The following is a 21,859-nucleotide window of genomic DNA, read 5'->3' as shown; positions in this document are numbered from 1 at the left end:
TATTTATCATCTTTGTTACCACACACGCGCTCATAATCTTTGTATCAAAAGGATGCATAATTCTTTAAAAGACTTCTCATAAAACTCTATTTAAATCAATATTTCAAAACAAAAGCTTTTATTTAAAGAAAGACTTCAAAATGCTGTCAAGGACTAGTATTTTAACCTTCTTTCCTATATAAGGACGAAAATAGGTAAGAGTCTTCGACTCTTCTTGTTTCCTCACAGACCCTTGCTGAACGACATCTCGGCTATGGGTGACTTTATGTTTCTTCGTTTTTAGAAAGGATAATACGATGTCGATTACAGCTGAACGTAAACAAGCTCTTGTCGCAGAATACGCAAACAAAGTTGGTGATACAGGATCACCAGAAGTACAGATTGCTGTACTTTCTGAACGTATTTCTAATTTAACAAACCACTTTAAATCTCACAAAAAGGATAATCATTCTCGTCGTGGTCTTTTGAAGATGGTGTCTCAACGCCGGCGCCTTCTTGATTATCTTAAAGGAGTTGACCAAAATCGTTATCAGACACTTATCAAGAAGTTAGGTTTGCGTCGCTAAAAGAAAAATGGTGGTGGTGTTTTAAAAAACCACCCATTTTTTCAACGTGTTGCTTTTAATTAAGAATTTTAAAAACTGACAAGTTATTATGGGATAGGACTGCTCATCATCGTTTCGCATTTAAGGCAGTTTACTTCTCTTTTCTCGTAACAAAGATAAAAAGTATGTTGTCCACCCCAGAGCTTGGAAATATGCTACGCAAAACCAGAATGTGAGCAATCAAAGATTTAAACACTGGTCATTAAGGATAAAAAATGTTCAAAACGCACAAGATAGAAATTGAATGGGCCGGGCGTCCTCTCACCCTTGAGACAGGGAAAATAGCACGTCAAGCTGATGGTGCAGTGATTGCTACCTATGGAGAAACTATTGTCTTAGCAACCGTTGTATCAGCCAGAAGTCCAAAACCAGACCAGGATTTTTTTCCACTCACTGTTAATTATCAAGAAAAATCCTATGCTGTTGGTAGAATACCTGGGGGCTATTTAAAACGTGAAAGTCGACCAAGTGAAAATGAAACTTTGGTTTCACGTTTGATTGATCGTCCAATTCGTCCCCTTTTCGTTGAGGGATATAAAAATGATACACAAGTTATTGTTTCCGTTATACAGCATGATCTCGAAAATAATCCCGATATCCTTGCGATGATTGCATCTTCTGCCGCATTAACCCTGTCAGGTGTTCCTTTCATGGGCCCTATAGCAGGTGCCCGCGTTGGCTATTGTAATGGACAATATGTTCTCAATCCTCATATCGATGAAATGCCTGAAACAAAACTTGATCTTGTTGTTGCTGGAACAGAAAGTGCTGTTTTGATGGTTGAATCAGAAGCACAAGAATTACCGGAAGATATCATGTTGGGTGCCGTAATGTTTGGTCACAAAGGCCTTCAACCCGTCCTTGATGCCATTATAAAGCTTGCTGAAGTTGCTGCAAAAGATCCTCGTGATTTTGTTCCTGAAGATCTTTCTGAACTTGAAAAAGCAATGCAGAAAATGGCAGAACAGGATATACGAAAAGCTTACACAATTACTGATAAGCAAGAACGTTATGCTGCAATTGATGCACTAAAGACAGAAATCCTCAATAAATTTATGCCAGAAACAGAAGAAGACTGTAAGTTCAGTACCGATCAAATTGCAACCGTATTTAAACAGTTGCAAGCAAAAATTGTTCGCGGGAACATTCTTGATACCCAAAAGCGGATTGATGGACGCAATCTTTCTACCGTGCGCCCTATCCAATCAGAAGTAAGTATTTTACCCCGCACACATGGATCAGCACTCTTTACCCGCGGAGAAACACAAGCTATTGTCGTTGCAACACTAGGAACTGGTGAAGATGAACAATATGTTGATTCCTTAACGGGAATGTATAAGGAAACATTCCTTCTCCATTACAATTTCCCACCATTTTCAGTGGGTGAAACAGGACGCCTTGGTTCTCCTGGTCGTCGCGAAATTGGACATGGTAAATTGGCATGGCGGGCAATTCACCCCATGTTGCCAACGAAAGAATCTTTTCCCTATACCATTCGTGCTGTCTCAGAAATTACTGAATCCAATGGATCTTCTTCTATGGCAACGGTTTGTGGGACCTCACTTGCTCTCATGGATGCTGGTGTTCCTTTAGCACGCCCTGTTGCTGGTATTGCTATGGGCTTGATTAAAGAAGGAGAACGCTTTGCTGTTCTTTCTGATATTTTAGGGGATGAAGATCATCTTGGAGATATGGATTTTAAAGTCGCAGGAACAGAAAATGGTATTACTGCCTTGCAAATGGATATCAAAATTGATGGTATTACCGAAGAGATTATGAAAATCGCGCTTGAACAAGCTAAAGGTGGCAGAATCCATATCCTTAATGAGATGGCAAAAGCTTTAACCAGTGCACGTGCTGAGCTGAGTGAATTTTCTCCACGAATCGAAGTTATGAATATTTCTGTCGATAAAATCCGGGATGTTATCGGCTCTGGTGGTAAAGTTATTCGGGAAATCGTGGAACAAACTGGAGCAAAAATTAATATTGAAGATGATGGTACCATTAAAATTGCTTCTGCTGATGCTAAAACCATTGAAGCAGCAAAACGCTGGATCCATTCTATTGTTGATGAGCCTGAAGTTGGTACTATCTACCAAGGAACAGTTGTAAAAACCGCAGAATTTGGTGCATTTATAAACTTCTTTGGTTCTCGTGATGGACTCGTTCATATCTCTCAGCTTGCATCAGAACGCGTCACCAAAACAACCGATATTGTAAAAGAAGGTGACAAAGTTTGGGTTAAATTAATGGGCTTTGATGAGCGTGGAAAAGTTCGGTTATCAATGAAGGTTGTTGATCAAAAAACCGGAAAGGAAATCACCGGTGATAAAGCGATAAATGAAGAAACGTGCGTGGATGAAAAAAAACAACCTGAAAATAAGCGCCGCCGTAAGAAAAAAGAAGAGTAAGTTTTTCCTCTTAGCGTATCATGAAATGCCATCCCAACATTGGAGTGGCATTTTTCTTTGAAAGAGTCATATGTGTTATTATTTTTGCCTTTTGAAAATCATGAACTCCCGTATCCTGATCCAAACCAATGTTGGCTAAGTTTCGGTTTAACAGAAATTCCCGCTCCAGAATGGGCACAAAATTTAAAAGTTATTACGCCTTGGCGACCAGATTTTTTAAAATTTGTCGATACTCAATTTCACTGCTCTCCTCAAATAGACAAAACCTTCAGCTATGATGGTGCATTTTTACATTTGAGCAAATATCGTGGTTTTAACCAAAATTGTTTTCTTGATTTATTAGAATGCGTTAAACCCAATGGATGGATTGTAATCAGTGGGAATAAAACTGCTGGTGCTGCTTCAATGATGAAATGGGTCAAAACAATTGTGCCCATCACCAATAAATTATCTAAAAATCATGGTCTTGTATTTTGGTTGCAAGTTCCTCAACAAATTGAGAGACATAACATTGCGCAATTACGCTCACCACCGCTCAATTTTGATAAATTTCAAACCACTTCTGGTATGTTCTCACACGGACGTATTGATCCAGGATCTGCTGCGCTTGCTTCTTATATGCTCAAAGTTATTTCTGGAAAAACGGCTGATTTTGGTGCTGGATGGGGCTATCTTTCTCACGTTGCACTTGAAAGAAGTGAAAAACTCACCACTCTCGACCTTTATGAAGCAGACTACAACGCTTTGACAGCAGCAAAACAGCACCTGAAATCCATAACAGCTCCTTTTTCAATTCATTTTTATTGGCATGACCTTGTGCATGAACCTATCACAAATCTGTATGACACAATCATTTCAAATCCACCGTTTCACACACAACAAACGACAGATGTTTCATTAGGAAAAAATTTTATTATAAATGCTGCAAAGTGCTTAAAACCAGGCGGCCGTCTGCTTTTTGTTGCAAACCGCCACCTGCCTTATGAAACATTATTAAAAAACATTTTCCGCACAGTGTTGATACATGAACAAGCCCTTGGTTTCAAAATTATTGAAGCGCGTAGATAAAGAAAACAAGCGATAACTTTCAAAGAATAAAACGTGAAAGATCGATATCAGCAGCAAGCTCGCCAATAGATTTTCTCACATAATCGGCATCAATTGTAAACGATGTTCCAGCTTTATCAGGTGCCGTGAAAGAAATTTCATCCAAAACGCGCTCCATCACTGTTTGCAAACGACGTGCCCCTATATTTTCAATCCTTGCATTTAAATCTACAGCAATATCTGCTAAAGCATCAATTGCATCATCAGTAATTTCCAAATGAACCTCTTCTGTTGCCATAAGAGCAATATATTGCTTAATCAAACTAGCTTCTGGTTCTGTTAGAATGCGCCGTAAATCTTCTCTTGTTAAAGGGTTGAGCTCCACACGGATGGGCAAACGTCCTTGAAGTTCCGGTAATAAATCAGATGGCTTAGAAACATGAAATGCACCTGAAGCAATAAAAAGAATATGATCTGTTTTGATTTGCCCATATTTCGTACTAACTGTTGTTCCTTCAACCAAAGGCAAAAGATCACGCTGAACGCCCTCACGCGAAACCGCAGCACTAACTCCACCATCCCTAGTTGCAATTTTATCAATCTCATCAATAAAAACAATACCGTCATTTTCAGCAACACGAAGCGCTTCTTGAATAATTTGCTCCTGATCAAGGAGTTTTTCAGATTCATCATCAATGAGCGGCTTAAAAGCATCCCTTACTGTTGTCTTACGGACTTTTGTACGACTGCCCATTTTGCCCAAAATATCTGATAAATTCATAATACCCATTTGTGCCCCAGGCATACCAGGAATATCAAAGGTTGAAGCACTATTGCTATTATTATCGGCAACTTCAATTTCAATCTCTTTCTCATCCAATTCACCTTCACGCAATTTTTTGCGAAAACTATCACGGGTAGCGGGGCTGGCTGTTTTACCAACAAGGGCGTCTAAAACGCGCTCTTCAGCATTCACGTGAGCCTTTTCTTTTATTTCATCCCGTTTCTTTTCACGCACAAGAGAAATAGAAATTTCAACAAGGTCTCGAATAATTTGCTCAACATCACGTCCCACATAACCAACTTCAGTAAATTTAGTTGCTTCTACTTTAACGAAGGGTGCTCCAGAAAGTTTTGCTAAGCGACGTGCAATACCAGTTTTACCAACACCTGTTGGCCCTATCATTAAAATATTTTTTGGCATAACTTCTTCACGCATCGGCTCATCAAGTTGTTGTCTACGCCACCGATTGCGCAGTGCAATAGCTACAGAGCGTTTGGCATCATTTTGGCCAATAATAAAACGATCAAGTTCAGAAACAGTCTCACGAGGGGAAAATACAACACACATTTAAATAGCTTTCTCTAAAGAAGATAATTCTGCATCCAATGTTTCAATCGTAAAATGATCATTGGTGTAAACACAAATTTTAGCGGCAATAGCCATAGCTTTACGAGCAATAGTTTCTGCATCTAAATCCAAATCCATAAGTGAACGCGCTGCTGAAAGAGCAAAATTTCCTCCAGAGCCAATTGCCATAACCCCATCTTCTGGTTCTAAAACATCACCAAGCCCTGTTAGAGCCAAAGTTACTTTCTTATCAGCCACGAGCATCATTGCTTCGAGACGACGCAAATAGCGATCTGTTCGCCAATCTTTTGCAAGTTCGACACATGCACGCATAAGCTGATCAGGATACTGCTCAAGCTTTGTTTCCAATCTTTCCAGTAATGTGAAAGCATCTGCCGTAGCACCTGCAAAACCAGCAATAACCACTCCGTTCTTTCCAAGACGACGCACTTTACGTGCATTGCCTTTCATAATTGTCTGTCCAAGAGAGACCTGACCATCACCGGCCATCACGACTTTGCCACCTTTTCGTACCGTAATAATTGTTGTACCATACATTATGTCTGGCTTATGTTCTGTCATAAGGGAACTCCTTAATATTAACTTTACTTTTTAATATTGATTTCTTTTCATACAATGTAAAACTCAATTACTATTGTCCTATTTAAGAACATATACAACAAAACACAATGATTCAGCATAACTCAATTTGTTGAAAATGGAAAAATGATATCATTGTTGTCAATGTAAATTACTGCTAAATAGCTTTATATAAACAGTTTGTGCCTTTTAGAGGAAAATTATGAAAAAAATAGCCATAGGAACCTTAGGTGGAACAATTGCAATGACTGCTGATCGTTTTGGTCACATGCAACCGACTTTAACTTCAGATAACCTCATAAAAAGTGTTCCTGATTTAAATAACGTTGCTGATATTCATGCACAGACATTAATGCAAATACCAAGTGGATCTTTATCGTTTCAAATTCTTTTTGAAATAATCGAGTGGGCAAAACAACAAATAAATGCTGGTGCAGAAGGTATTGTTTTAACACAAGGGACTGATACTCTGGAAGAAACAGCTTTTTTTCTTTCTCTTTATTGGAAGGAAGCTGAACCACTCATCATAACCGGCGCTATGCGCATGCCTCATGAAGCAGGCGCAGACGGCCCCGCTAACATTTTAGCAGCCACTCGTGTCGCAGCAGCCACACAAAGTCGTAACAGGGGCGTTCTCGTTGTCATAAATGATGCAATTCATTCACCTTATTGGCTCTATAAAAGCCATACCGTCAAAGTCGAAACATTTCAATCAGGTCTTGCAGGTATTTTAGGAACTATTTTAGAGGGAAAACTTATTTATTTCAATGATCAAAAACTTTTTCCGACAACGTTTGATCTTCCCCAAAACCACGATCATCAAATTGCACTCCTCTATTCCTCTTTATCATCTGGTGCACAATTAATGAAACTATGCCTCGAAAGTGGGTATTATGCTGGTGTTGTTATTGCTGGTTTTGGTGCAGGACACTGTAGTTTTCAAGAAGCAGACCTTGTACAACAATATGCACAAAAAATACCAATCATTATTGCTAGTCGTTGTTGTAATGGCTCAACAACTCGTATAACTTATGGCTATAAAGGCTCAGAAATCGATATGATTGCTTCTGGTGCTCTCATGTCTGGTTATTTATCAGCCGTAAAAGCGCGTCTACTTTTATGGGCTTTTTTAGCGCAAGGGCACTCATTAGCACAAATCCGTGCGAACTGGAATGACTGGACTATAAGTTAATGAAAAATGATCTATTATCTTAAAGAAGAGAGTATGCAAAACAAAACTTATTTGAAAATCAAGCCGCTCATCTGTCTACTTTTAATCGATTGCTGCGGCAAAAAATTCTCGGCCAATACAAATGATTGATACGACTATACAAAAAATTAATCAGGAAGATAATCTGGTTAAATCCGTTTCTGACCGATATTCACCCTATCGTGTTTTTACTGCACAAGAATGGTCAGAGTTTCGTGCAGACACACCTCTTACTTTGACTTTTGATGAAATTAAGCGTTTACGCTCTATTGATGATCCTATCGATCTTAAAGAAGTCCAACGCATTTATCTTTCTTTATCGCGTCTGTTATCATGCCATGTTGAAGCAGTACAGGAACTTTTTCACAAACGTCAGCAGTTTCTCCATCAAGAAGAGAGTAGAAAAACGCCCTTTATTATTGGAATTGCTGGTTCTGTAGCAGTAGGAAAATCAACCACGGCTCGCATTCTTCAAGAACTGTTAAAACGATGGACATCGAGCCTTAAAGTTGATCTGATTACAACGGATGGTTTTCTCTATCCTAACACAATCTTACAGCAAAAAAATCGTATGAATCGTAAAGGATTTCCTGATTCCTATGACATTAAAAAATTGCTGTGCTTTCTTTCGGCTATAAAAGCAGGTATCGGAAATGTTCGTGCCCCGCTTTACTCACATATGACCTATGATGTTCTAGAAAATCAGACAATTACCATTGATCGTCCTGATATTTTAATTATTGAAGGTATTAATGTATTACAGGTCAGTGATCTTCCTAAAGATGGGAAAGCTATTCCTTTCGTATCAGATTTTTTTGATTTTTCAATCTATGTCGATGCTGAAACAGAAGTCATTCGTCACTGGTATTTGGAGCGCTTTAAACGTTTGCGTAAAACAGCTTTTCAAAACCCTGAATCCTATTTTCATCGTTATGCTCTGCTCAGTGAAAAAGAAGCCTCAAAAATCGCTGAGGATCTTTGGCAAACAATCAATTTAAAAAATTTACAAGAAAATATATTGCCAACACGACCACGATCCAATCTCATTCTACGAAAAGGAAAAAATCATTTGGTCGAGTATGTCGCACTTAGACGACTATAAGGAACTCATAACTATGCAGCACTATCACGTTCATTTTGCCTCAACGCGTATCGATAACAGTTGCCCTATCATCTTGGTAAACCAAAGAACTCTTGCCAACCTATCACTTGATGCGGCAACAACAGCATGGATAAAAGTTAATGACTTTACTGGTAAAGCAGGACAAATACTCTTTGTTCCTCACGAAACTGGGCATTTAAAAAAAGTTTTATTTGGAATTGGCAATGGTAACGATCCCTTTATCACAGGACGTCTTGCTCAAAAACTTCCTGCTGGTCAATGGCATTTAGAAGGTACAACCTCTGATGAAATAAATGCCTATCTTGGATTAGCATTCGGTAGTTATCAATTTAATCGCTATCGTCAAAATTCTTCTTTCAAATCATTATCCTTCCATGTCAATGAGGCCATTGATCTTAATGAACTCCAACGAATTTATGAAGCTGTCTTTTTCGTCCGTGATCTCATCAATATTCCAGCCAATGATATGACCCCTGATGCTCTCGAAAAAGAAGCACGAAAACTAGGAAAAACTTATGGTGCTCATGTCCAAAGTATTTGTGGAGATGATCTCTTAACCCATAACTTTCCAATGATTCATGCCGTAGGACGAGCAGGCAGTACTTCACCACGACTGATTGAATTATATTGGGGGCAAGAACATCATCCTAAAATAACATTGGTGGGCAAAGGGGTAACTTTTGATACGGGAGGGCTCAATATTAAATCAGCCAATAACATGTTGCTTATGAAAAAAGACATGGGGGGTGGAGCAAACGTTTTGGGATTGGCTAAGCTTATCATGGATGCCAAATTGCCTTTCCGTCTACGTGTTTTGATTCCAGCTGTAGAAAATGCAATTTCTGCCAATGCTTACCGACCAGGTGATATTCTCAAAAGTCGTAAAGGCTTAAGTGTTGAAGTAGGTAATACAGATGCTGAAGGGCGACTTGTCCTTGCCGATGCACTCGCCTATGGTGATGAAGAAAGTCCACAATTCATGCTTTGTATGGCTACTTTAACAGGGGCAGCGCGTATAGCATTAGGACCAGATCTTCCCGCATTTTATTGTAATGATTCAATATGGGCACAAAAAATTTCTGAATCTGCTCACACTGTTTTTGATCCTCTTTGGCAAATGCCCCTTTGGAAACCTTATCAAGAGATGTTATCATCACCAATTGCTGATCTTAACAATGTAACTGGAAATAGCTTTGCTGGCTCTATAACGGCTGCTTTATTTCTTAATTCTTTTGTTGAAAAAGCTGAACATTTTGCACATTTTGACCTTTATGGATGGGTTCCAAAAGAAAAACCAGGATATCCTATTGGTGGATCAGCACAAACTATTCGTGCCCTTTATAATATTTTTAAAAATGAAGTTTGACACACAATATCCACAAAGATAAACAATTTTGCAGCTTAAAGAACAATTGCTATCGTCTTAAACGGTGTTCTTAGTTTTATTTGATAATAAAAACCTTACTAATACAATTTTCATAAGTTTGGTTAAAAGGTAAGAAGTAACAAAATGAAAAGAAAAAAGATGATCTCTAAAGATCCAAGGCTTTACGCATTCAGAGATGATCTAGCGGACCAACGCCTTGAAACAGAAGTTACAGCTCAGCGCTTTGTTCAAGGTGAAAAAAGACGTGTTAATACAGCGGTTGCTGGACTTTTTAAAGAAAGTAGCAAAAAAAGTGAAAGACAAACAGAATGCTTATTGGGAGAAGAACTTCTCATTTTTGAAGAAGGCGAAACGATGTCGTGGGGGCAATCACTCAAAGATGGTTATGTTGGTTATATTGATACAACAGCCCTTTGTACATCAACTGTAAAACAAACGCATGTAGTTTCAGTACCACGTACATTTAAATATTTACACGCCGACTTACGTGGACCAATAGTGTCTCCGTTATCTATGGGAAGCAAAGTCAGTGTTGTTGATGAAATTGAAGTCCGTGACACAATGTATTCTATTCTTGAAAATGGAACAGCAATTATTACGAGCCATCTCAGCCCCATTGGACGTGTATATGAAGATTATGTCACAGTTGCAGAAACCTTTATCCGTACACCTTATCTTTGGGGTGGTGTCAGCGGTTTTGGAATTGATTGTTCGGGACTCATTCAGCTCTCTATGATGATGACCGATCAAATAGTTTTACGTGACACAGATATGCAGCAAGAAACTATAGGCAGTCCTCTTACAGATACTGATAAACTTCAACGAGGCGATTTAATTTTTTGGAAAGATCATGTTGCTATTATGGTTGATCACGCAAATATTATTCACGCAAATGGTTTTTCTATGGACGTTATGATCGAGCCCTTAGAAGAAGCAATTACCCGTATCGCTAAAAAAAATCAATATCCCATCGCAAAACGCCGTCCAATTCAAGAAACTTAATACATGCCTCCTATAAAAAATAATTAATTGAATATTTTTGTTATATAATAAATTGATTTATAAGGATAATTATCCATTATTCATTCTGTGTCAAGCATTCTAAATATCTTAAAATTCTCTCATTTCAAATCTGTTTTTCATATTGAAGCAATCAAATTTTCTTGCTTGTTCATCACAAACGAATTGATGTATAAGTAAAATGATTACGAAAAGAAAAAATATCCCATCTGAATGCTCTCAAATGCCAAGAACTATCGTAATAACATTGGGATCAGCTTACTCCTTCATAAGCGTAAAGACAGGGCTCTCAATAGATTTTACATTATTTCCATGGAGGCTCTAACGTTATACTGTTCACTAGTACCGGCACGAAATGGACTTTGGAGCGTTTCGAAATGCCTCTTTTAAATAAGCTCATGAATACGCAACACAATGCCATTCTATATTACGTAAAGAACGTACTTCTCTCAATCAAAAGCGACATTTTTTGATCTTTTCTCGTAAAGTTCATATTCATTTAGAAATCTTTATTAATATTCGCCTACCTTTAAATACTGAGAAAACTCTTCAACCGGCTTACTGAATAACATTCTAAAATATCATATAGCAATCATAAATCGTATTACATAATTTGAATCAGAATTCTTGATATTATCATATTTCACTGTTTCAAATACCTTTATTACAAACCAATAAAGAAATAAGCGTATTCTTTTCAAAAAAATAGAAATAGAAATTATTACGCAGCTTTATCATTTCTTTTCCATTCAGTTTTATATTTTTTTAATATAAAAAATAATATATTTCTCATTTATATACTTACTTAGGTAGCTTTTTTCTTCATCTCTCATACCATAGAATGTATAATACATAATTCCCTAAGAAGCCTCCGGTTCATGTTTTTCTTTTATATTTAATAATTCATTAACCGTATGTTTTATTTGTTTTAAAATTGTTGTTTAAATTACATACCACTCTTTCATTCGCACGTTATTGAACATTTTTTTGATTGACAAATCGTATACCATCAAGAAAAATAAAAGAAAATTTATGATTATGAAAACAATATGTTATTATATAATCATGTATTACAATGATGATTAAGCCTTTGATCAAGTAAAACAATCTCTAACAACAAACACAAAGCGTTTTTTTAAGAATTTTTTGAAATTTTTTCTATTATCGATATCTCAACAAAATAAATACTCCTGATATCTCTCAGTGCATCCAAACCCATCTCACAATGATACGCGTGAAAAGACATCATTACACACTTTGCCAATTCTCAATGTTGCGACAACTCTTGATTATTGGAAAGTGTTCTTTCAGCACGTATTTTATTTCTTTCTTAAATAATTTTTATCCACATAACTCTCCCCGCTTAGGAACGTGCAAAAGAATGGTTTTGGTTAATTTAACATAAAACAGATTTGAAATGAAAAAAATTACGACTTTAGGCTTTCCCATTCAACATAAAAATTATAAATTATCATTTTAAATCAATATATTGAATTATATTCAAACAATATTTCCTTCTTATAACACATTAAAGAAGATGATTTTTCAATACATGAACCAATGGTTTATCAGCATCAGGCATAGGATATTTATCAAGATCATTAATAAAAACCCATTCTAAATTTTGCCCTTCTCGTCCTTGCGCCCCCCCCTCATAATGATAACAAAGATACAACGGCATCAAGAGATGAAATGTTGTATAGCTATGGCTCGCAAACGTTAAAGGGTATAAATTATTTGCCTGAACATAAATACCAAGCTCTTCCTCTAGTTCACGAATCAATGATTCTTCCGGAGTTTCACCTTGCTCAACCTTGCCACCAGGAAACTCCCATAAACCAGCCAGTGATTTTCCTTCAGGACGCTGTGTAAGCAAAACACGATTATTCTGATCGAACAATGCGCATGCAACAACAAGAAGAATGGAACTTTTTATACACATATCACTCCCCAATAGGGAACATAAAAATAACTGTCTTTTCTATCATATCCCCTCTGCTCCTAAAAGAGCTCACATACCCCATTTTCTCTTTAAAAAATAATAAGCTGTTAAATATAGAAAGTGCATCCATTAACTCCTGTAATCGCTATTGATCATAACGTACTCTTTTGTTAAATCGCAAGACCAAACCGTTGCCGTGCTCTTACCCAAACCGATATCAACACGAATTGTGATATGTTTACCTTGCATATAAGTACCTATTGCCTCTTCACAATACTCAGGATCTCGTACGCCACTTACAGCCACACGATGCTCACCAAACCAAATCGTCAATAGATCACGATCGACTTCAACACCGGCCTTCCCAACTGCCATAACGACCCGCCCCCAATTCGCATCTTCACCAGCAATAGCTGTTTTTACAAGCGGTGAATTTGCAATTGATAAAGCAATCGTTTTCGCTGCATTGTGTGTTGTAGCGCCCATCACATTAACCTCAATTAAATGACGAGCACCTTCACCATCACAAACAATTTGTAGTGCAAGTTCATGCAGAAGTGCACTCAATTGTTTCATAAAAACCCCATAACGCGGATCAGATTTACTTGTAAGACATGGAAAATGTTCTTTTCCTGTCGCAAACAACATAAGCGTATCTGAAGTTGAGGTATCGCTATCAACAGTAATTGAATTGAAAGACCCCTCAACTGCCTCTGATAACATGGATTGGAGTGCATCCGAAGAAATAGTAGCATCACTAACCACAAATGACAGCATTGTCGCCATATCGGGTGCAATCATACCAGCACCTTTTGCAATTCCATTAATGGTAACACGCTCTCCCCCACAATCAAAAGTGCGCGTCGCAAGTTTTGGAAATGTGTCCGTTGTCATTATAGCTTTTGCAGCTTCCAACCAATTTTCCTCTTCTGCCGTCTCTGCCATACTTGGTAAAAGATTGACAATACCCGATGCATCCATTGGCTCACCAATAACACCCGTAGAAGCTATAAAAATTTCATCTTCTCTAACCTTTAAAGCGTTCGCTGCTGCACAAATGATTGCATTGGTTGTGTGCTTTCCTTTGCTTCCTGTAAAAGCATTTGCATTTCCAGAATTCACAACAACCCCCCTCGCAACCCCATGAGGAAGCGATGCACGACAATGCTCTACAGGAGCAGATGGACATTTGGAACGAGTAAAAACACCGGCCACACTCACTGGCTTATCGAATATGATGAAAAGAAGATCTGTACGATCTTTGTATTTAATCCCAGCTTCAGCTGTCGCTATCCGTACACCAGATAAAGGAGAAAGCTTCTGGATCTTTTGAGGCATCAAAGGAGAATTTTTTAAAACCACAATATGCTTTCTATAAAAACAAATGAAATGATTGCAGATTAATAACCTCTCATAGAAAACTGCTAGGCTTTTTGAACAAAACTAACCTAGCAAATTATCTATTAAAGAGGCTATCCACTTATTTTTCTTAGCTATTCCGTATCTTCTTCATCGGATGTCTCATCGGGAAGTAGCGTTCCATTTTGATGAAGTGACTCCATGATTTTTGCAACATTAGGATCAGGATATTTCACATCTATCTTGCTACGCAAATCAACAATCAGTTCTTGATAGCGCTTTTTTATAAGCTGTGTACGCAACATCTCTTTAACATCATCAAATGCAGGCGGTTGTTTTACACGACGATCTTCTAATTTAATAATATGCCAACCAAAAGGACTTTCAACGGGTTGTTTAGTGTATTCGCCAATTTTCAAACCAAATGCTGCATCTTCAAAAGGCTTGACCATTTGACCATGGCTAAAATAACCAAGATCACCCCCAACGGCAGCAGAACCATCTGTTGAACTTTTCTTTGCAATCTCTTCAAAATTTTCGCCTTTATTTAAATGCTTAATGATAGCTTCTGCTTCTTTTCTCGTTTTGACCAAAATATGACGCGCTTTAACCTCATCCTCTTTAGGTAAAGCAGCAACTTCTTGCTTATAAAGAGCTTCCAAATCAGTATCCGATATTTTGTCAACAATTGCCTGTTTAAAATAAAGCTGTTGAAGAACATTGTCACGCATGACTGCCATACGCTTATCGTAAGCTTCTGTCTTATCAAGACCTTTGCTTCTTGCTGCTTTTGCAAGTGCCTGCATATCTAAATAAGCTTTTAGAACCATCATACGGCGTTGTTCATCAGGAAAACGTGCTAAATTAGGATTTATTTCAAGCGCTAAATCATCCAATTGGCCTGCTGTAATATTTTTTCCATCAATGACCGCCATAACATGAGAAGGAGAAACGACTTTTTCAGAAGCTTTCTCCAAAGTCTTTAAATCATTCGACGATGAATTCAAACCTTCTTGGGCTCTCACCCCTAAACTTGTACTTGCCAATAAAGTTGATGCTAAAAAAAGCGTAATAAAGTTAAATTTCATAAATATACTCCTTAAAAATGAAGGCAGGTTCAAGATTCCAATTTTCTTTACCATAACACTTTAATCTTTAAACATAGAGAAATAAATTAGTAATTTATTTTAAAAAAGCATAAATTGTCCTTTTATCTCAGTCTCTCCAATCCTATCTAATGCAGATGAAAAACATAATAATAGAAAAAAATGACGTATTGTATCTTAAATTACTTTGTATTGTACCAGTTAAATAGCATACCTAAAGTTGACATAAGGCGCTTAGCCTCTTATCTCTACTTTACAATTAACGTGAAAAAATTGCACACTAGCAAGTATAATGGTACCATCTGCATTTCATGATATCTCTAATGATATTAGATAACTTGAAGAAAATGTAGAGTATGGGGAGAGCGTATGAATTACCCAACAAGAGTGACAACAATTAAAAGAAAGGGCCAGAGATGGTCAGTTTAGGTGTTTTTGCCCGTAAGTTTTTTGGTTCAGCTCATGAGCGACGTCTCAAAGCACTCCGCCAAAAAGTTGCACAAATTAATGCTTTGGAAGAACAATTCGTAAAATTAAGTGATGAGCAGCTTTGCCAAAAAACAGATGCCTTTCGTAAACGTCTTAGTGAAGGTGAAAGTGTTGATTTGCTCTTACCAGAAGCTTTCGCAATTGTTCGTGAAGCTGCAAAACGTGTTTATGACATGCGTCCTTTTGACGTACAACTTATTGGTGGAATGGTCCTTCACGACTGTGGCATAGCTGAAATGCGTACTGGTGAAGGTAAAACATTAATGGCAACTCTACCAATTTATCTCAATGCATTGGAAGGTAAAGGCGTTCATGTTGTGACAGTAAACGATTATCTCGCCAGTCGTGATGCTGAAACAATGGGAAAAATTTTTAGTTTTCTAGGGCTTACAACGGGTGTGATTCTTCATGATCTTGATAGCGATGCCCGCAGAGCAGCCTATGCATGTGATATCACCTATGCGACAAATAATGAACTAGGTTTTGATTATTTGCGTGATAATATGGCTTTCGATCATAGTCAAATGGTTCAACGAGGACATCATTACGCAATTGTCGATGAAGTGGATTCTATCCTCATTGATGAAGCGCGTACGCCCCTTATTATTTCTGGTCCTCTAGAAGATCGTACTGACTTTTATAACCTTATTGATACATTTATTCCTACCTTAATTCCAGAAGACTATGAAATAGATGAAAAACAAAAAACAACGACCTTTACCGAAGTTGGTACTGAAAAAATTGAAAAAATGCTCGAACAAGCTGGACATCTTAAAGGTGAAAGTCTTTATGACATAGAAAACGTCGCTATCGTTCATCATGTTAATAATGCTCTAAAAGCCCATAAACTGTTCGTTCGCGACAAAGATTACATTGTTCGCAATGATGAAATTGTTATCATTGACGAATTTACAGGCCGAATGATGCCTGGACGGCGTTATTCTGAAGGACTTCATCAAGCGTTAGAAGCTAAAGAGCATGTTGCTATTCAACCAGAAAATCAGACACTTGCTTCCATTACTTTCCAAAATTATTTCCGTATGTATAGGAAATTATCTGGAATGACTGGAACTGCAACAACAGAGGCCGAAGAATTCAGAAATATTTATGGTCTTGACGTTGTCGAAGTTCCTACCAATTTACCAGTACAACGTCTTGACGAAGATGATGAAATTTACCGAACAGCAGAAGAGAAATATCGGGCAATTGTGCGTGATATCCGTCAAGCACACGAAAAAAAACAGCCTATTCTTGTTGGAACAACCTCTATTGAAAAGTCAGAACAATTGGCAGAGCGTTTGCGAAAAGAGGGCATTACCGATTTTAGAGTCTTAAATGCTCGCTATCACGAGCAAGAAGCATACATCATTGCGCAAGCAGGCGTTCCTGGAGCTCTCACCATCGCAACCAACATGGCAGGACGCGGTACGGATATACAGCTTGGTGGTAATGTTGAAATGCGCATCCGACAAGAATTACAGGATACCACTGATGGACCAGAGCGGACGGCTAAAATTGAAGAAATCAAAAAAGATGTCAAACAACTTAAAGAAAAAGCTTTAGCGGCTGGGGGACTTTACGTTATCGCAACTGAACGTCATGAAAGCCGTCGTATTGATAACCAGCTTCGTGGGCGTTCTGGTCGCCAAGGCGATCCTGGTCGCTCAAAATTCTTTCTTTCTCTTCAAGATGATCTTATGCGTATCTTCGGCTCCGACCGTATGGATAGCATGCTGCAAAAACTTGGATTGAAAGAAAATGAAGCTATTATCCATCCGTGGATTAATAAAGCCCTTGAAAAAGCACAAAAAAAGGTCGAAGCACGGAACTTTGAAATTCGTAAAAATCTGCTAAAATATGATGATGTCATGAATGATCAACGCAAGGTTATTTTTGAACAGCGTATGGAGGTCATGAACGCAGATGATTTATCAGAAATGATTCATGAAATGCGCAATGAAGTCGTGGAAGATCTTGTAGAGACTTATATTCCTTCTGGGACATATTCTGAAAAATGGGATGTAAAAGCTCTCGAAGAAGAGCTTCAACAACTCTTTAATCTTGAGCTTCCTGTGGAAGAATGGGCAAAAGAAGATGGAATTGCCGAAGAACAAATTTTAGAGCGTATCTTGGATGCTGTTACAAAACTTGAAAATGAGTGCATTGAACGCTACTCTCCAGAGGTTATGGCTTATTTTCACAAAGCAGTGTTGCTCGAAACTATTGACACGTTATGGCGTGAACATCTGGTGAGTTTAGACCATTTGCGTTCTGTTGTTGGTTTTCGTGGTTATGCGCAGCGAGATCCACTCAATGAGTATAAAACAGAATCTTTTGAACTCTTTCAAAGTATGTTGAAAGATTTGCGCCGAATTGTCACTTCTAAACTTATGCGCTTTGAAATTATTCAACAACCTACCGAACCGACTATGCCTGAGCAAACTAGTTCTGATTCTTCTGTCTTTAATGATCAAAGTCAAGAAAATGCTCCCACCTTATGGGCACGATCACAAGAAAATAGATTTGTTAATCCACAAGATCGTGACCCTAACGATATAACCACATGGGGAAAAGTTGGACGTAATGAGCGTTGTCCTTGCGGTTCAGAGAAAAAATACAAACACTGTCATGGAGCCTTTGTTTGAAAAGCAAACTATGAAAATGAATAAAAAGCGAAATTATGAGCAAGAATTGCGCACAGCTGGTTTAAGAGTAACACGTCAACGACGAGTTATTCTTGATATTTTGACTGATACAAATGATCATCCCAATGCATTTGAAATTTTTCAGCGTGCAAACAAAATAGATTCGAATATTTCACTCTCAACTGTTTATCGAACCATGAAAATATTAGAAGGAAATGGAACAATTCATCGCCATAGCTTTAGCGGTGGTCCATCTCGTTTTGAGCAAGCAAATGGGCAACATCATGATCATCTCATTGATATAGAAACAGGACAAGTTATCGAGTTTCATTCGGATGTTATTGAAAAATTGCAAGAGGAAATTGCAAAATCCCTTGGCTACGATATTATTCATCATCGTCTTGAACTTTACGGGAAAAAAAACTCTTAAAGAGATGGTTATATACCATGAGATGAAGATATCTCAGACAAGTCGAATTTTATAAAAATTTACCTTGAAAATAGAATAGTTTTCATTGGCAAAAAAGCTTTTCTGCTTTATTACCCCTTTTTGTATGATGCTGTACGGTAATTCATTGCCAGTGTTGTAACAAAAAAACATTGCAATAAAATATTATAAAAATTGTATTATGAAAAATTAGGCTAATATTATCATGGTTTCTTTGCCACAAGATCGCATAAAACAGCTTGAAAAGCGCTTTGAAATAATTGAAAGCCAAATGACGACTAATCCAAATGCTGAAACATATGTCAAATTAGCTTCTGAATATGCAGAACTACAACCTGTTATTGCCTCTATACGCGCATTAAATGCTCTTTACAGAGAGATTACAGAATTAGAAACGATTATCAACGATAAACAAACAGATATAGAGATGCGTAATCTTGCCCAAGAAGAGCTACCATCGTTATATAAAAAAGTAGAGCAATTTGAAAAAGAACTCCAGATTTTGCTTTTGCCTAAAGATGTTGCTGATGAAAAAAACGCTATTGTTGAAATTCGAGCAGGAACGGGTGGATCAGAAGCAGCCCTTTTTTCCGGAGATCTTTTCCGCATGTATGAACGTTATGCCCATGCTCACCATTGGAAAGTAGAAGTTATTTCACTCAGTGAGGGGGAAGTTGGCGGATATAAAGAGATTATTGCTACCATCTCAGGAAAAGGTGTCTTTTCTAAATTGAAATATGAATCAGGGGTTCATCGTGTGCAACGCATCCCTGAAACAGAGACAGGTGGACGTATCCATACATCTGCTGCTACCGTTGCTGTGCTTCCAGAGGCTGAAGAAATCGATATTAATATTCGTCCTGAGGATATTCGTATTGACACAATGCGTGCATCTGGAGCAGGAGGACAGCATGTTAATACAACAGATTCAGCTGTTCGTATCACGCATATTCCAACAGGAATTATGGTCGTACAAGCAGAAAAATCACAACATCAAAACCGAGCGCGAGCCCTTCAAATTTTACGGGCACGCTTATTCGATATCGAACGACAAAAAGCGGAAAGTGAACGTTCAGCTTCTCGTAAAAGCCAAGTTGGTTCTGGCGATCGTTCAGAACGTATTCGTACCTATAATTTTCCACAAGGACGCGTCACGGATCACCGTATTAATCTAACCTTGTATAAGCTTGATCGCATTCTAGAGGGAGATCTTGATGAGCTTCTTCATGCACTCATCTCAGATTATCAAACAACACAGCTGATGGAAATAGATAATAATTGAGCAAATATTCTTTCAAGAATGTCATCCAACAAACGCGAGAAAAATTGCGTACGAAAGGAATTTTGGAAGCCGATCTCGATGCGAAAATACTCGTTGAATGGATAACAGGAATAAATGCTGCTGAACGAATTTCTAAACCAGATATGCATCTGTCTTCTGAGCATATTATACAAATAGAACAGGCTGTACAACGGCGTATTGCAGGCGAACCCGTCTACCGTATTATAGAGATGAGAGAATTTTATGGTATATCTTTTACATTGTCTCAAGAGACGTTAGAACCCCGTCAGGATACAGAAACACTCATCGATCTTGTTCTTCCTTTTCTCAAAAAACAGGTCGAAAATTCGAGAAAAACAACATTCCTTGATATGGGGACAGGAAGTGGTGCCATTGCCATTGCACTCCTTAAACAAATTCCCCAATCCTATGCGGTGGCGGTCGATATTTCTGAAGATGCCCTTAAAACAGCAAAAAAAAATGCAAAAAATGCTGAAGTAATACATCGCTTCACACCTCTTCTTAGCGATTGGTTTGATTCTGTCACAGGTCCCTTTGATTTCATTGTTTCCAATCCACCTTATATTCCCGCAAAAGACATCAAAAAACTTGCAAAAGAAGTGCGCTTACATGACCCATTGCGCGCTCTGATAGGAGGGGAAGATGGACTTGATTTTTATCGAAAACTCGCCCATGAAGCAGCCAACTACTTAAAAGAAAATGGCTATGTCGCTGTTGAAATTGGTTTCTCTCAAGAAAATGAAGTCTGTAATTTGTTTGAAAAAAATGGTTTTCAATGTTTAGAAATGCGCAAAGATCTGAGTGGAATACCCCGCGCACTTCTATTTGCATGCAAACATTAAAATTCCCAATCATCATCCGTGGTAGCAACCGCCTTGCCGATGACATAAGAAGAACCTGCCCCTGAAAAAAAGTCATGATTTTCGTCAGAGTTTGGTGATAAAGCTGCCAAAATAGCGGGATTAACACGACAAACCTCAGGGGGGAAAAGAGCTTCAAAACCTAAATTCATTAAAGCCTTGTTAGCATTATAATGAAGAAAAATTTTAACATCTTCTGTCAATCCAAGCGCATCATAAAGATCTTCAGTATATTTGCATTCGATGTTATAAAGGTCAAAGAGCAGGTTAAAAGCAAAATCTTTAATTTCTTGTCTTTTGGCTTCATCAAGCTTTGCAAAGCCCAATTGGAATTTATAACCTATATAATAACCATGGACTGCTTCATCACGAATGATTAATCGAATGAGATCTGCTGTATTGGTCAACTTAGCGCGACTGGCCCAATACATGGGCAAATAAAAACCAGAATAAAATAAAAAGCTTTCCAGTAAAGTCGAAGCAATTTTTTTCTTAAGTGGATCATTTGCTTCATAACGCTCAAGTACTAATCTAGCCTTTTTCTGCAAATGAATATTTTCTTCTGACCATCTAAACGCATCATCAACTTCTACCGTCGAACAAAGGGTTGAAAAAATAGAGGAATAAGAACGCGCATGAACCGCTTCCATGAAGGCAATATTCGTCAAAACTGCCTCCTCATGCTCTGTTATCGCATCAGCCAGAAGCGAAATGGCTCCTACAGTGTTTTGAATTGTATCTAGAAGCGTTAATCCTGTAAAAACACGAATTGTGAGTTTACGTTCCTCATCCGTTAAGCTTGACCATGAAGGAATATCATTGGAAAGTGGAACCTTCTCAGGTAACCAAAAGTTTCCAGTTAAGCGGTTCCATACTTCAAGATCTTTCTCATCATGTAATCTATTCCAATTAACAGCGCACACAACAGGATTTTTGGTTGTAATCTTTGTCAT

General features: G+C 37.9%; 17 protein-coding genes. 11 read left to right on the top strand and 6 right to left on the bottom strand.

Going from position 1 to position 21,859, the window contains the following annotated elements:
- The first annotated feature begins 296 nt into the window (after positions 1-296).
- The 3 genes from rpsO to PVV60_RS01170 all read left to right on the top strand — a co-directional run bounded on the left by rpsO (position 297) and on the right by PVV60_RS01170 (position 4,084).
- Entirely contained in the window at positions 297-566 is a 270-nt protein-coding gene (gene rpsO, locus PVV60_RS01180) for a 30S ribosomal protein S15 (protein ID WP_005774142.1), read from the top strand.
- Positions 567-820: 254 nt separating this feature from the next.
- A complete protein-coding gene (pnp, locus tag PVV60_RS01175; RefSeq protein WP_273722548.1) occupies positions 821-3,016 on the top strand; it encodes a polyribonucleotide nucleotidyltransferase in 2,196 nt (731 codons plus the stop codon).
- Positions 3,017-3,088: 72 nt separating this feature from the next.
- On the top strand, positions 3,089-4,084 hold the full coding sequence (locus PVV60_RS01170) for a class I SAM-dependent methyltransferase (protein WP_273722547.1): 996 nt from the start codon (positions 3,089-3,091) through the stop codon (positions 4,082-4,084).
- Positions 4,085-4,103: 19 nt separating this feature from the next.
- Here the strand turns inward: PVV60_RS01170 and hslU are convergent, their stop codons facing one another.
- Both hslU and hslV read right to left on the bottom strand, forming a co-directional pair.
- Positions 4,104-5,414 carry an ATP-dependent protease ATPase subunit HslU gene (gene hslU / locus PVV60_RS01165; protein ID WP_273722546.1) on the bottom strand — a complete coding sequence of 437 codons (1,311 nt, stop codon included), beginning with the start codon at positions 5,412-5,414 and terminating at the stop codon, positions 4,104-4,106.
- Positions 5,415-5,996, bottom strand: coding sequence for an ATP-dependent protease subunit HslV (gene hslV, locus PVV60_RS01160; RefSeq protein ID WP_273722545.1), 582 nt, complete (start codon positions 5,994-5,996; stop codon positions 5,415-5,417).
- Positions 5,997-6,216: 220 nt separating this feature from the next.
- Between hslV and PVV60_RS01155 the strand changes: the two genes are divergently transcribed.
- The 4 genes from PVV60_RS01155 (at position 6,217) to PVV60_RS01140 (ending at position 10,736) form a co-directional block, all read left to right on the top strand.
- On the top strand, positions 6,217-7,206 hold the full coding sequence (locus tag PVV60_RS01155) for an asparaginase (RefSeq protein WP_273722544.1): 990 nt from the start codon (positions 6,217-6,219) through the stop codon (positions 7,204-7,206).
- A 121-nt stretch (positions 7,207-7,327) separates the two neighbouring features.
- On the top strand, positions 7,328-8,326 hold the full coding sequence (gene coaA, locus PVV60_RS01150; RefSeq protein ID WP_273722543.1) for a type I pantothenate kinase: 999 nt from the start codon (positions 7,328-7,330) through the stop codon (positions 8,324-8,326).
- A gap of 13 nt (positions 8,327-8,339) precedes the next feature.
- Positions 8,340-9,713: a M17 family metallopeptidase gene (locus PVV60_RS01145; RefSeq protein WP_273722542.1), complete on the top strand. Its 1,374-nt coding sequence runs from the start codon at positions 8,340-8,342 to the stop codon at positions 9,711-9,713.
- Between the two features lie 159 nt (positions 9,714-9,872).
- Positions 9,873-10,736, top strand: a complete 864-nt coding sequence (locus tag PVV60_RS01140) for an NlpC/P60 family protein (RefSeq protein ID WP_273722616.1) — start codon at positions 9,873-9,875, stop codon at positions 10,734-10,736.
- Between the two features lie 1,546 nt (positions 10,737-12,282).
- Here the strand turns inward: PVV60_RS01140 and mutT are convergent.
- From mutT to PVV60_RS01125, 3 genes are all read right to left on the bottom strand, one after another.
- Entirely contained in the window at positions 12,283-12,696 is a 414-nt protein-coding gene (gene mutT, locus PVV60_RS01135; protein WP_273722541.1) for an 8-oxo-dGTP diphosphatase MutT, read from the bottom strand.
- A gap of 129 nt (positions 12,697-12,825) precedes the next feature.
- Positions 12,826-14,058 carry a bifunctional glutamate N-acetyltransferase/amino-acid acetyltransferase ArgJ gene (gene argJ / locus PVV60_RS01130; RefSeq protein WP_273722540.1) on the bottom strand — a complete coding sequence of 411 codons (1,233 nt, stop codon included), beginning with the start codon at positions 14,056-14,058 and terminating at the stop codon, positions 12,826-12,828.
- 131 nt (positions 14,059-14,189) lie between these two features.
- Entirely contained in the window at positions 14,190-15,143 is a 954-nt protein-coding gene (locus PVV60_RS01125; RefSeq protein ID WP_273722539.1) for a peptidylprolyl isomerase, read from the bottom strand.
- A gap of 434 nt (positions 15,144-15,577) precedes the next feature.
- Here PVV60_RS01125 and secA point away from each other — a divergent pair, with 434 nt between their 5' ends.
- The 4 genes from secA (at position 15,578) to prmC (ending at position 20,888) form a co-directional block, all read left to right on the top strand.
- Entirely contained in the window at positions 15,578-18,295 is a 2,718-nt protein-coding gene (secA, locus tag PVV60_RS01120; RefSeq protein ID WP_273722538.1) for a preprotein translocase subunit SecA, read from the top strand.
- Positions 18,234-18,725, top strand: a complete 492-nt coding sequence (locus tag PVV60_RS01115) for a Fur family transcriptional regulator (RefSeq protein ID WP_273722537.1) — start codon at positions 18,234-18,236, stop codon at positions 18,723-18,725. Before secA ends, PVV60_RS01115 begins: the two co-directional genes overlap by 62 nt.
- 223 nt (positions 18,726-18,948) lie before the next feature.
- The gene (gene prfA, locus PVV60_RS01110) at positions 18,949-20,025 is read left to right on the top strand and encodes a peptide chain release factor 1 (protein ID WP_273722536.1); all 1,077 of its coding nucleotides are present in this window, start codon (positions 18,949-18,951) and stop codon (positions 20,023-20,025) included.
- Positions 20,022-20,888: a peptide chain release factor N(5)-glutamine methyltransferase gene (prmC, locus tag PVV60_RS01105; RefSeq protein WP_273722535.1), complete on the top strand. Its 867-nt coding sequence runs from the start codon at positions 20,022-20,024 to the stop codon at positions 20,886-20,888. Before prfA ends, prmC begins: the two co-directional genes overlap by 4 nt.
- On the opposite strand, the gene nrdF is transcribed toward prmC, so the two are convergent.
- Positions 20,885-21,859 carry a class 1b ribonucleoside-diphosphate reductase subunit beta gene (gene nrdF / locus PVV60_RS01100; protein ID WP_273722534.1) on the bottom strand — a complete coding sequence of 325 codons (975 nt, stop codon included), beginning with the start codon at positions 21,857-21,859 and terminating at the stop codon, positions 20,885-20,887. The two genes, prmC and nrdF, sit on opposite strands and share 4 nt — an antisense overlap.

Origin of the sequence: Bartonella sp. AU18XJBT (assembly GCF_028618595.1) — a bacterium.
Taxonomy (GTDB): Bacteria; Pseudomonadota; Alphaproteobacteria; order Rhizobiales; family Rhizobiaceae; genus Bartonella.
Note: the sequence above shows the minus strand (reverse complement) of the source record. Positions and strands in the feature narration are given on the sequence as shown.